This window comes from Thermovirga sp. (assembly GCA_012523215.1).
Lineage (GTDB): Bacteria > Synergistota > Synergistia > Synergistales > Thermovirgaceae > 58-81.
In genome coordinates, this window is record JAAYIZ010000058.1 from 1 (window position 1) to 12787 (window position 12787).

Below are 12787 nucleotides of genomic sequence, written 5' to 3' on the forward strand. Positions count from 1 at the left end.
ATAAAATCCTGTCCACCCCAGCCGCCCTCGGCCCCTTTCAGGCGCATCTCGTACTCCATCCTGGCCGCGAAAACTCTCTCCGTCATACCCGAAAGGAAAGACGAAAGGGTGTCCTTGAAGGCAGCCGACGCTATCCGGGCCGCTTCCTCTATGGTATGAGCTTCTTCGAGGTCCTTCTTCCTCCTGATGGAAGAAAACTCGGAAGTCAGGTCGATCAGTTCCCTCCCGAGTCCCTTAAGGCCATCGTATAAATCACAGGTGACCCGCCGCGCCTGGAAGCCGAGACTGCCGATCTCGGGCCTGGCTGATAATTCTTTTTCCAGGGCTTCTATTATGGAGCCGCGTCCCTGATCCACGACGGTGAGGGTTGTCTGCCCTGAAGCCTGTTCCAAGTATCTCCCATCGGTCACCAAGAGGGCGTCATCGGCGAGAATAATCAGGGCGCAGCTCGAACCCCGGAAACCGGAGAGATGGAAGCAGGTTTCCCAGTTGTATCCCTCCCGGACCAGGGCTACGGCGGCGTCGGCGCCCCTGGACTTCATGAGTTGCCGCAGGGATACCAACCTCCCTTGAAAATGCCCCTGGGTCGGGCCTTTCAATTGAGAGGCCTTCCGTCAGCCAGGAGCGCCCAGAGTTCCTCTCTCGTCTCGATGGGGACGTCGCCTTCCCCCTGGACCATCTCTCCAATCACCGAGCAGGCGATCCCCGAAGCTTCCAGGGCTTCAAGGGCTTCATCAAGGAATTTTCGGGGGATCACCGCCACCAGGACGCCCGAGGAGATCAACCTCAAGGGGTCAAATCCGAGGCATTCCGAGCAGGAAAGGGTCAGCCGGTCAATGCTGACCGCCTCCCTGTCCAGGGAGACTCCCAGGCCGCTCAGGCGTGCGATTTCCCCCAGGCCACCGAGGAATCCCCCCTCGGTGGGGTCATGCATGAATAGGGCCCACTTCCTCAGGATCCTGGATTCCGGGAGCACGCTCATCAGGTCTGACCATTGGAGAATACCATCGATCTCTTGGTCGGACAGGCATCGGCGGAGCAATCCCCTGCGGTCATTGGCCAGGATGCACATCCCCTCTATGCCGACATGCTTGGTCATGACCACCGCGTCGCCAGGTTTTATGTCCCGCGCGGTGAGGACCTTTTCCGCCATCCCCATCATGGTCGCGCAGATCACAGGGTGATCGTACCTGTCATTTATTTCCGTGTGCCCTCCTATCACCGCGATTCCCGCTTCCAGACATGCTTCGTGGATCTCTTCCACCAGGGAAGTGATCTGTCCCGGCGTCGACCCCGTGGGGAAGATCAGGGTGGAGATCAAGAAGGCCGGGTCGCCTCCTTTCGAGGCTATGTCGTTGGAATTGACGACGACCAGGAGCCTTCCGGCTCCCCTGTCGGCACCGACAATTGGGTCCGAGGCGACCACCAGGTACCTGTCGGCAGGCCACCGGATGACGGCCGCATCCTCACCGACAGCGGGTCCTATAAGAACCTCATCCCGTTCGGCCCCGCCGTAGGCCAGGACGGCTTTCTCCAGTATCTCCGGCGCCAGTTTTCCCGAAACGGATGCCCTGCTTCCCATCTTCGCATCACTCCGATCCTTCATCCCTGATGCTCATGATACAGCCGCAGTAACGTTGCCTGTAAAACCGCAAACGGCTGCTTCTTTCAACGGAGAGTTGGAATCCCCCTTTTTTCCTCCACACACGGAAGATCCATTGCAAACCGTACTCCCGGCACACCTCGCCGCCGATTCTGTCTATGACAGCGACATCCTTGTGAGGGCTTATCGTAAGGGTGGTCGATAACGAACCTATCCCCAGGGAAAAGGCCAGGGCTGCGGCGGCCGACAATTGTACCTTGAAGCAGAGAGAGCATCTATCGCCGCCCTCGGGGACCAGGAGGTGGCGTGTCACCGCTTCCAGCCACCGCGGTGGTTCATAGGGCCCGAAAATGCAACCGCTCCCCAGAACCCGGGATAGAGTTTCCACATCCCGCGCCCTTCTTTTGAACTCGGAGAAGGGGTGGATATTGGACGAATAAAAGAAACCCACCACCCTATGACCTTCTTCGACAAGGCTTTGCCAGGGGACGGTCGCGTCGGGGGCGCAGCATATATGCAGCAGGATATCATGGGTCAATAGGATTCATCGCCTCCATCACCATTGAGAGCAGGGGGACCGATAACGTTCGAGGCGAACACCAGGTATCCTGTATGGCCTATCATTCTGTCCTCGGGGCGGATCCTCCTGCTGTCGGTCTTGTAATACCTGAGGAGTATCTCCGATACCTGGATGTCGAAGAAAAAGTTTTCCCCGAGGCCATCCAAGACTTTTCCAACCTGGTTCATCGTCGGGACCAGGATGCCCAACCTGTTCCCCGGGGCAAGGGCTTCCTTTGCCCTGCCGAGGTAATCCCAGGGGTTGGGGACATCCAGGAAAAGCGCGTCGGCTTCGCACTCGTCGAAACCATCGGCGATATCCCTGATCTTGAAATCCACGCGGTGAGCGACGCCCCACTTCTCGCAGTTGCGCCGGGCCAGCAGCGAATACTCCTCTTTTTTCTCGTAGGAGACGACCCTACCTTCATCACCGACGAATTGGGCCAGGACCGAGGTCAGGCTTCCCGAACCGGTGCCACCCTCGACGACCAGCGCTCCGGGGAAGATGTTCAAAGACATCAGGATGAACCCCGTATCCTTCGGGTATAGTATCTGGGTCATCCTCCTGACCCTTCGGCTGTACTCCTGAATATTGGGACGGAGAAGGCAGAAGGGTTTGCCCATGTTGGTATAGGCCCAGCTACCGAAGGGCTTCCCGAGGAGATCGTCATGCAGCATTTGACCCAGGCGCGTATCCTGCCTGCCGCCGGGCGTCACCTTGATAATGAAACTGTCACCCTTGGGCGGTGCCCAGATGAAGACCAGATCGCCGGCCCTGATGAACTCTTCCATATTCTCTCTCCCCGGCATCAGTGAAGCATCGGGTGCTCTTAGGTGCCCCTTTCGCCGAAGTGTATTGTACATCAGGCGTAAGGCATAAAAAAACGGGAGCACTCCTTGCACCCCCGTTCTCGATACAGCTTTTTTCGGAATCAACCTAGAAACGCCTCTCCCATGAAAGCCGGAAACCTCGCTCAGGACCATAGTAGAAGCTGTTTCCCGACCTGTAGGTGTAATTTTCGTTGAAGAGGTTCACAAGGTGCAACCTGATGGTATCGTCTCCGGAATCCCAGGAAAGATCAAGGTTGACAAGCAAGTGATCGCCTGCATCCCAATCATAGTTGGACCAGGGAGAGGAGAAGAAACCAGCCTGGTTAGCCATCCAATTCAAAGAAAGAGTTACTGTCCAGGGGGCTTGGACGTACTTGACGGCCAGGCCTATTTCCCACTCAGGAACGCCGTAACTCCTTATCCAAGAAGAGTTGGGGCTCTTTTTTTCCTCCGGGTATTGCCAGGTACCATTGACCATCATTGACCAGCAGGGTCCCAGGATCCATTGTCTGGAGAACTCGATACCATAGGATCTGAAATCTGCCAAGTTAAACCAGGTCCCGGGCCAATTATCATCATATTTGATCTTGTCCTTAAGGGAAACGAAGAAAAGGCCGATCGACCAGGGTTCAGGACCAGGATTCTTGTAACCAACTTCATAACTCCATCCTCTCTCTGGTTCGAGGTCTGGGTTCCCATAGGAAGAAGAGCTTTCTATAAATAGTTCGTAAAAACTGGGCATCGCAAAAACCCTCGATGCAGCAAGGTAGAAGATATTTCCGTTTACAAACTGCCTCTGTATACTGATCTTGGGGATCAGCTCATCGTGATCGTTGGACTCCTGCCTCCAAATCTCGTACCTCAGGCCAAGGTTGGCCACCCAATCTCCGACCGGGTATGACACCTCCATAAAGGGAGCCAGATTGTTCCTGTTTTTAGAAGTTACCGAGTCCCCCCAGCCATCTGAGAAATCCGTGTCTTCATAACGGAAGAACAAACCCCAAGCGGCAAGAGCTTCCCCCAGGACCATTCGACCCCCTATCTCAGCTGATATCGCAGAATCCTTGTAAAACCTTCCTTCAACGAGGGGAAAATCATAATCCTGCTTGTGGTACCCTGCCAGAAAGTACCAATCATTCCAATCATGCCTCATGGAGATTCTGTTGACCCGCTTCTTTTCCTCGTTCAGGCCGAATTCATTATTGAAAGAATAACTGTAATCACTGGTAACAACTTGGATGATCCACCTGTCACCGGCAATATTCAATCCGAAAGTGTCACCCCTGTAGAAATGGGAAAAGTATGTATCTTCAGGTTCCTCATAGAAAAAAAGCCTTCTCTTCCCCTCCTCCAACCGCTCGTACCAGGTATTGGCAACGATCCCTTCTTCCCCGGCATTGCCTGAAACATAATACCTCCGCCAGCCATTGGATCCTCCCTCGGCGACAACCCTTCCGCCCGACTTTTCCGGCTTCTTCGTTATGATGTTGATAACACCGCCAGCAGCCATGGAACCGTAAAGGGCCGAGCCTCCGCCCTTCACTACCTCGACCCTTTCGATATTCTCCAATGGGAAAGACCTGAAATCGACGGTGGCACCATCGGCGAGATGAGAAGACCTGTAGTAGGGGATGCCATCAACAAGCACAAGTATCTCGGTGATAATCCCTCTTATGGTCACCTCGGATTGCTGCGAAACCCCGGTCTTCTTTTTCAGGAAAATACCCGGAATCCTTTGATCCAGAAGGGCTCCCAGGTCGGTGGCGCCGCTTTGGTCGATCTCCTCGGCTGTTATCACGTAGGTCGGTGCCGGTATCTCGGAGAGCTTAGTATATATCCTGCTCCCCGTGACGATCTCCGGTTCAACGGAGGCAATTTCCGCCCGGGCACTTCTGCAATCTATAAACACCCCTGATACGACCGCGATGCAAACCACTGCTGTTGCCAGTACTCTTCTCATCAAGCCGTCCCTCCCGATAAATTATTAGGGCGGCCTGACACGCCAGGCCGCCCTCGAGGGACGATTCTCTGTCGTGCCACGCCCGCGCATGACACATGATCTCCTCCCCCCGGCTGGTCTCCTGGCTCCCGTTCATTCTACTCCCGCGCCTTCCCGGCAAAAGCCAGTGGCAAAACATGCGGTTTCGTCCCGGTTACAGTGGCGGGGCCGCTCCGGAATCTCACCGGATTCCCGTCACCGAAGGGATTTTCCATAGGATCTAACAGGGTTAAGAATATAACAAGAGGAAAGACAAGTCAAAGGACAAGGAACGACTTTTGTCGTGGGTTCCGGCGGCGGCTACTCCAGGCGGAATATTACCGGCACGATCAATTCTTTGGGCGTGCGGGGCGAGAACCCCCACTTCTTGACCGCCGCCAGGGCGGAGGCGTCCAAGGAGGGATAACCGCTGGATCCCATTACTTCCACGGAGAGGACGGCCCCACCAGGTCCCAGTCTCACCAACAGGCGCACCTCGCCCTCCTCCCCCCTTCGCCTGCTAGCCAGGGGATAGATGGGTGAAACCCTGGCTATGACGTCGGAAGCCACCGCCACCCGGGGTCGCCCATCACTTGGATCACCTTCCCGAGGCGGGTTCTCGCCGAAGGCAGGAACGGATCCGACCCGTTCCTCCGGGGCGGCGCTTTCCTTTGCCGCCGAGAGAGGGATTTCCGAGGGTTGTTCCTGTCGCGGATTCCTGGCTGCCTTGGGTTCTTTTGAAGGAGGTGGTGGAGCGGCCACCGGGGCGGGGTACTGTTCCAGGATTTCGGGCTGGAAAATCGCAGTGGGTGGAACCCAAGTTTCCAGGTCGAGAACAATCATGATGGGCCCGGGGGCCCCGGCAGGGGGTGAAACGGGCGGCATACCCAGGAGAAGAGCGTGAAAGGAAAGGCTGACCGCGAGAAAGGGCGCCCACTTTTTCATCGTTCGACGCCCGAATCCACAAGAAGTCCCGCCGAACCGACGCCCGCCTTTCTCAGGGCGTCAAGGAAGGAAACGACCATGCCGTAGGGAACCTCCCTGTCGGCGGCGAGAATGATCCTCCTCCCTTCGCTGAAGGAGTTCAAAGCCCTTTCGATCGCCTGTTCCCTGGTCAACTTCCTGTCGCCCACAAAAAGGTCTCCTCCCCTGTCGATGGAGATCGTAAAAGATTCCCCCGAAACCTGCTCTCCCATGCCGCCAGGGAGGTTCACTGGAAGGATGGGTTCAGAAAAGACGGCCGTCAGTACAAAGAAGATGATGAGCATGAACAGGACGTCCACAAGGGAGGTCAGTTCGACCTCCGGAAGGCTCCGCCTCACCCTTGTGCGTCTCACGGGTTTCCTCCCCGGAAGCTCCGGGCGGCCTCAAGCAGGCTTCGAGCGACCTCCACCACCCTTGGCCCCGGATGGAAGAGAAGGTCCGCCGAAACGGAGACCACTTTCTTCTGCCTGACCGCGGCGATGGGAAAATCTTTCAAGGTCTCAAGGAGCGACTCCGGCGTGACGGACATCCCCCTTTCCGTTCCGGGGACCAGTATAATACCGGGATTTCTTGCGACGATCCCCTCCGGGTCAACCTGGGGAAAGGTATAACGAATATCCGACGCTGCATTGGGAATACCTATGATCCTCATTATGTCGTCGATGTAGTTGACGCCTCCCGCAACCGTGAGAGGATCGTGCCAAACGACGACAAGCAGTGACGGCGACCCCTTGGGAAAGGTCTGGATGACTTCTTCCCTGACGTCCTCGAGACCCCGCTCTATGTTTCCCAGGACCTCTCCGGCCTCCTTTTCCAACCCCAGCCTGGAGCCGAGGCTTATTATGCCGGCCCTGACCCCGTCCAGACCCCTGTGGATCGTCAGGGGCAGCGTATCCACGCCAAGGGACTGAAGCCTTTCCAGCAGTTTGCCATGGAAGGTGGCTATGCCGATCACCAGGTCCGGGGAAAGGGAGAGGATCTTTTCCAGGGAGGGATCGAAGTAGCCTCCCACCGAAGGCAGGGCTTTTACCTCTTCCGGTGAGACATCGTGATCGGTGACCCCGACCACTTTATCCCCCGCTCCGATGGCGAAGAGACTCTCGGTGATCGAGGGTGCCAGCGACACTACCCTCTCCGCGGAACGGAAGGAATCTGCCGACGCCGGGCCAGGCGAACAGAACAGGAAAAAGAGCAGGAAAAGAAAGAAGCAGAGCTTAAGGATCCTGGTCTTCATTCGTCGCGGATCCTGATCTCAACACCTTTTCGCGGACCATGAAGTCCACCCCTCGCCAAAGCATCTCCTCGGCCCTTTCGAGGCGCGCGGAGAAAAAAGCATGAAACAGTATCAGCGGCACGGCCACGGAGAGTCCGGCCACGGTAGTGAGGAGCGCCTCCCAGATTCCGCCGGCCAGGGCTGCCATGTTGGACCCCATCAAGCCCGGAAGGTTTCTGAAAACGTCTATCATGCCTATGACGGTCCCCAGGAGCCCCAGGAGGGGCGCTACCCGGGCTAGGGTGGCCAGGAATCCAAGGCCCCTTTCCCATCGGAATATTTCGCGCCTTACCTCCTGTTCCATCAGGACCTGCATGGCTTCGTGCCCCACTCCCCAATGGTCCACGGCCACCCTGAAGAGTCGATGAAGAGAACTGTCCCTGCTCCTGACCAGGCTCGAGGCTTCTTCCTTCTTTCCGTGGTATATCAACTCTCCCAGGGCGAGTTCAAGCGACGGCGCATCGGTGGAGGCTCTGAAGATGAACCAGAATCTCTCCAGAACGATGGTCCCTCCTAATACGGAGAGCACCAGGATTATCCACATTACGGGTCCGCCCAGGTCCATAAGTTCCATGGCTATGCTCTATCCTACTGGACGATTAGATTTCTTACGGCGGCGGCAAGGTTTTCAGGATCCAGGCCCATGGCGGATAGGACTTCTGAAGAAGCCCCCGAATCCCCGTACCTCGTAACGCCAAGGGTCCGAAGAGGACAGCCGCTGCCGGTTCTAAGCAATAGGGAGGCCACGATCGATCCCAGGCCCGTGGAAGCATGGTGATCTTCGTAGGTCACTATCCTCCCGGTACGGGCGGCTTCGACGATCGAGGGAGTGTCCATGTGCAGTGGGCATCCAACGTAATAGACCGATACATCGAAACCCTGGTCCCTCAAGATTTCACGCGCCCTCAAAGCTCTCACGGCCATGTGCCCCATGGTGATAATGGCCGCGTCCTTGCCCGTTCTGAGCAGGTCCACCGCACCGTATCGAAAGACATAGTCGCCCGCGAAAAAGGGATTTCCCTCATCATCGGTCACCACCGGGACCTTGCTCCGCCCCATGGCTATGCAGATGTTCCCCGGTTTGGAAAGGGCCCAGCGGGTCATCCTGTCCGCCTGGTTGGGATCGGCGGGAACGAGGAGCCGCCACCCAAACAGGTTTCTCAAGAGGCCGATGTAGTCGATGCACTGGTGGGTTTCGCCATCCTCTCCGACATCCAGGCCGACGTGGGTCAGGGCGAGTTTCAAGTTAGAGCGGTTTATGTCGTTCAACCTCTGCTGGTTATAGACCTCCCCCAAGCCGAAGACACCGAAGTCGGCCCACAGGCTTGTAACCCCGCAGATGGAAGCCGCGCCGGCGACGGTAGCGGTGGAATGCTCCTGGACTCCGGCTTCGATGAACCATTCCGGGCAGGCTTTTGCGAATCCCTCCACCTTGACGGAACCAGCGAGGTCGCAGTCGAATACAAGTAGGGGGTCACAGCCAGGGGACTTGTAGTTGAGCCTGCCCACATCTTCAAGGGCCTGGCCGAAGCCGGACCTGTTGTCGGTCCGGTCGTCGGGACCATAACTCCTGGGAACACCGGTCACTATTGACGGCGCTATCGATGTCGGCCTTGACGGAGGATCGAAGACGCCGGTGGACCGCCCCTTGAGGGCTTCGTCGAGAAGCACCGGTGACGCGCCGAGTTCCTCCATGGCCTTCACGTAGAGATCTCCCGAGGCCGCCTTGCCATGATAATCGGGGACCCCCTCCATGAAGGACACGCCTTTGCCCATCACGGTGTGGCAGATAATCACCGTCGGCCGGTCATCGGCCCTGGCATCGATGAGAGCTTTGTAAAGGGCCCTGGGATCGTGCCCGTCGCACTCTATGACACTCCACCCGTCGACCCTCCAGAGGCCGGGAATGTCCGACTCCATTATGTCCCCAGTCCGGCCGGAGATCTGGATATCGTTGTAGTCCACCAGGGCCGTTATTCCCGCCAATCGATGATGGGATGCGATCCTCCTGGCCTCCGCCACCTGTCCCTTGACCTGTTCTCCATCGCTCATCAGCACATAGACATGGTCCTGCCTGCCCCTGGCCCTTATGGCAAGGGCGAAGCCGACGCCGGCCGAGAGACCTTGTCCAAGGTTGCCGCTCCCCCAGTCGATCCCTGGAACAACTCTTTCAACGTGCCCCTGGAAGGGACTGCCAACCTGGCGAAAGTGAGCCATGGCGCTTTCGGGGGATATGAAACCATACCTGGCAAGGGCGGCATAGGCTCCCGGGGAGGTATGTCCGTGGCTTATAATTACGAAATCCCTTTCAAGGCCCGGGAAGTTTTCCGGGGTAATATCGGCCGCGCCGTAGACCACTAGGTACATCTCCATGCTCGAAAGAGAACCGGCGGGGTGACCGCTCTTTGCCGCCGAAGTCATGGTCACAGCCCAGGCCCGGCTCTCTCGCGCGGCTTCCTTTATCAGGTCTACTTCCTCATCTTCGAGAGATTTCACCGGGAACCCTCCGAAGACGCTTTTCAGGCCTCTCATAAGGCAAACCTCCCCGTAATATTCAAAAAATGAACGAAGCTACCCTTCGCGACTCATCCAGGATTATACCTCCAACGACCAAAGATAAAAAAAAAACGGCGACCACGCGGTCGCCGCGGGATTTTAGCTCACCAGTGCCGGGAAAGGTCATTGCGACCCTTCAGATGTACGCCCTTGGGACTCTCGGTCCGAAGAGGCTTGAAATTTCATAGTTGATCGTGCCAAGCAGCGAGGCGATTTCCTCCGGTGTAACGGATTCATGCCCCTGGCTACCCACGAGGACCACCTCGTCGCCGGGGATGACCCCGGGAATGTGGGTCACATCGACCATGGTCTGATCCATGCAGATGCTGCCTACTATAGGTGCCCTTTCGCCCCTGATGAGGACCGAGGCCTTCATCGAGAGAGGTCTCGTGTAACCATCGTGGTAGCCGATCGGTAGAATGGCCACCTGTTCCGTCCCCCTGGTCATGTATCGGAGGCCGTAGCCGATGCCGCTGAAGGCAGGCAGCTCCCTGACGGCGGCCACCGCGGTCTTCACCTCGAAGACGGGCTTGATCTCGACACCCCTCTTGCAATACCGGGAAGGCCACATTCCATACAGGATGAGCCCGGGCCTCACCGCGTCGAGGTGCATTTCGGGGAAATTCACAGTGCCAGCGCTGTTGCAAACATGCCTGATTCTGAACCTGACATCCCTGGAGCGCAAGGCGTCCAGAGCCTCTCCGAACCTTCCAAACTGGATATGGGTGTACTCGGGGTTCCTTTCATCGGCGCAGGCGAAATGGGTGAAAATACCTTCGAGGTCGATCCCGGGGAAATGAAGGATTCTATCGACGGTCTCAGGGATGTCCCCCGGGAGAAAGCCTATCCTTCCCATGCCGGTGTCAACCTTCAGGTGCAGGCGCGCCGTCTTGCCCTGGGTTACCGCAGCCCTGCTCATTGCCTCGGCGAAGGACAAGTCCGTACAGGCAGCGGTAATATCCATGGCCACGAAGGCTTCGGCCGCGTCCCGCGATGAAGGACCCATAACGAGCAGCGGTTCGCTGATTCCATTTTCTCTTAATTCCACTGCCTCATCGGGCGTGGCCACGGCGAAACGCTGACACCCCGCCTCCTGAAAGACCTTGGCGACCCGCCTTGCGCCTAGGCCATAGCCGTTGGCCTTTACGACCGCCATGAGGCTACAGCCCTTATCCAGGGATCCCGAAATGGACCTGAAATTTAAGGCGAGATTCTCCAGGTTGACCTCCATCCTGGTAGGTCTAAGGGACAAGGGTATGCCCTCCTTTCAAAAGGGAAGGGGGGCGGGGAATCCCCGGCCCCCTTTTTAAGCCGAAAACCAATTTCAGCCTTGAAAGGAAAACGCTATTTCAGCTCCCCGCTCTTGCGTTTAGCATCGAAATCCTTGACCATCTTGCGCATCTCGTTGGAAACCCAAAGGAGCGCGATAAGGTTGGGGGCTGCCATGAGCCCGTTCATGGTGTCCGACAGGTCCCAAAGGTTTGTGAGGAACTGTCCGCCGCCACCGATGGCGCCGACCAGGCACACCGCGATCCAGAGGAACTTGTAAACCGGGGTGATCTTCAGGCCGAAGATATAGACGGCGCCGGTTTCACCATACCAGTACCATCCAAGTATGGTCGAGAAGGCGAACATGGCCAGACCGAGGGATAAAACCCACAAGCCCGGCGTCCCCAGGACCGACTGGAAGGCGGTCAGGGTGAGCTGGGCACCGGTGAGGTCGGGCCTCGACGTGAGGGTACCGGTGGCGATGATGCTGATGCCGGTGATGGAGCAGATGACTATGGTGTCCACAAACACCTCGAAGAGGCCGTAAGCGCCTTGTCTCACGGGATGATCCGTGATGGCAGTGGCGTGAACCATCGGGGCGGAGCCGAGACCGGCTTCGTTCGAGAAGACCCCGCGAGCGACGCCCTTGGTGAGGGCCTGCTTGACCGACCATCCGGCGATGGCCCCGGGAATTGCCATGGGATCATTGAAAGCGTAGCAGATAGCCTGGTTTATGGCGAAGGGGATCAGATTGGCGTTCAACAAGATGACCACCCCACCGCCCACAATGTAGAAAATGGCCATGAAGGGAACCAGGTAGGTGGTCACATCGGAGATCCTCTTGACCCCTCCGACTATGACGAGGGCCACAAGCACAACGATGACGATGCCGGAAATCCAGCAGGGCACTCCGAAACCCAGTTCAAGCGCCTGGGCGGTGGAGTTGGCCTGGGTAGCGTTACCAATTCCGAAAGCCGCGAAGGTGGTGAAAAAGGCGAAGAGCCAGGCCAGCCATTTCTGTCCCGTGGCTTTCTCCAGGACGTGCATTGTGCCGCCGCGCCAGTTTCCGCCTTCGTCCTTCTCACGAAACCTGACGGCGAGAGCAGCCTCAGTCATCTTGGTGGCCATCCCGAAGATGGCCGTAATCCACATCCAGAAAAGCGCTCCGGGCCCACCGAGGTGGATGGCGGTGGCAGCACCCGCGATGTTGCCTGAACCCACCGTGGAAGCGAGCGCGACCGATAAGGCCGCGAAGGGCGTAATAGTGCCTTCCACTCCCGATTTCTTGCCTATGTTGCCAAGAACTTCCTTGAACATGAACACGAAGTACCTTATCTGAGGGAAGCCGAGGACGATAGTAAGATAGATGCCGGTACCAACGAGCAGTGCGAGCATAGGGGGACCCCAAACTATACCGTTGACGACATTATTAATAGCCATCAAGCCTTCCATAACAATCAATCCCTCCTTCTTCTCTGTCCTGCTGTTCAAAAATTCCGGGATCAATTTGTCCTTTCAGCTGCGCAATTTCTCCGAGCCTGTCCCACCTCCCCTTTCTTCCATCTCAGTTGTCATACAGGAACGATTAGATTAAATCCCCGGGTGAAATTATACCATAAAGGGCTGCTCTTGTTTTCACGAACTGTCCTTTCAAACTAAAGGAAACCCTCACTCTTGAGGATTTTCTCGGCTTCCTCGATGACCCTGGCTGGAACCTTCACAACCGGTCCCGTGC

Annotated in this window: 12 protein-coding genes and 1 riboswitch; all 12 genes read right to left on the reverse strand. The window is 57.1% G+C overall.

Features of this window, described 5'->3' with window-relative positions; all coding sequences use genetic code 11:
• Nucleotides 1-563: aminopeptidase P family protein (locus GX108_01895; GenBank protein ID NLO55798.1), on the reverse strand; the 563-nt coding region annotated here is incomplete at its 3' end.
• 32 nt (nucleotides 564-595) lie between these two features.
• A complete protein-coding gene (locus GX108_01900) occupies nucleotides 596-1582 on the reverse strand; it encodes a hydrogenase expression protein (GenBank protein NLO55799.1) in 987 nt (328 codons plus the stop codon).
• 7 nt (nucleotides 1583-1589) lie between these two features.
• Nucleotides 1590-2147 carry an epoxyqueuosine reductase QueH gene (locus GX108_01905; protein ID NLO55800.1) on the reverse strand — a complete coding sequence of 186 codons (558 nt, stop codon included), beginning with the start codon at nucleotides 2145-2147 and terminating at the stop codon, nucleotides 1590-1592.
• Complete coding sequence (locus GX108_01910; GenBank protein ID NLO55801.1) at nucleotides 2138-2953, reverse strand: tRNA (adenine-N1)-methyltransferase; 816 nt, start codon at nucleotides 2951-2953, stop codon at nucleotides 2138-2140. Before GX108_01910 ends, GX108_01905 begins: the two co-directional genes overlap by 10 nt.
• A 145-nt stretch (nucleotides 2954-3098) precedes the next feature.
• Entirely contained in the window at nucleotides 3099-4952 is a 1854-nt protein-coding gene (locus GX108_01915; GenBank protein ID NLO55802.1) for a TonB-dependent receptor, read from the reverse strand.
• 93 nt (nucleotides 4953-5045) lie between these two features.
• A riboswitch (cobalamin riboswitch) is annotated at nucleotides 5046-5209 on the reverse strand.
• An 82-nt stretch (nucleotides 5210-5291) separates the two neighbouring features.
• Nucleotides 5292-5915, reverse strand: a complete 624-nt coding sequence (locus GX108_01920; GenBank protein ID NLO55803.1) for an energy transducer TonB — start codon at nucleotides 5913-5915, stop codon at nucleotides 5292-5294.
• Nucleotides 5912-6307 carry a biopolymer transporter ExbD gene (locus GX108_01925; GenBank protein NLO55804.1) on the reverse strand — a complete coding sequence of 132 codons (396 nt, stop codon included), beginning with the start codon at nucleotides 6305-6307 and terminating at the stop codon, nucleotides 5912-5914. Before GX108_01925 ends, GX108_01920 begins: the two co-directional genes overlap by 4 nt.
• Complete coding sequence (locus GX108_01930) at nucleotides 6304-7188, reverse strand: ABC transporter substrate-binding protein (GenBank protein NLO55805.1); 885 nt, start codon at nucleotides 7186-7188, stop codon at nucleotides 6304-6306. Before GX108_01930 ends, GX108_01925 begins: the two co-directional genes overlap by 4 nt.
• Entirely contained in the window at nucleotides 7169-7801 is a 633-nt protein-coding gene (locus GX108_01935; GenBank protein NLO55806.1) for a MotA/TolQ/ExbB proton channel family protein, read from the reverse strand. Before GX108_01935 ends, GX108_01930 begins: the two co-directional genes overlap by 20 nt.
• Nucleotides 7802-7815: 14 nt before the next feature.
• Nucleotides 7816-9759, reverse strand: coding sequence for a transketolase (locus tag GX108_01940; GenBank protein NLO55807.1), 1944 nt, complete (start codon nucleotides 9757-9759; stop codon nucleotides 7816-7818).
• 160 nt (nucleotides 9760-9919) lie between these two features.
• Nucleotides 9920-11035: an alanine racemase gene (gene alr / locus GX108_01945; protein ID NLO55808.1), complete on the reverse strand. Its 1116-nt coding sequence runs from the start codon at nucleotides 11033-11035 to the stop codon at nucleotides 9920-9922.
• A 92-nt stretch (nucleotides 11036-11127) separates the two neighbouring features.
• On the reverse strand, nucleotides 11128-12504 hold the full coding sequence (locus GX108_01950; protein NLO55809.1) for a sodium:alanine symporter family protein: 1377 nt from the start codon (nucleotides 12502-12504) through the stop codon (nucleotides 11128-11130).
• Nucleotides 12505-12787 lie beyond the last annotated feature (283 nt).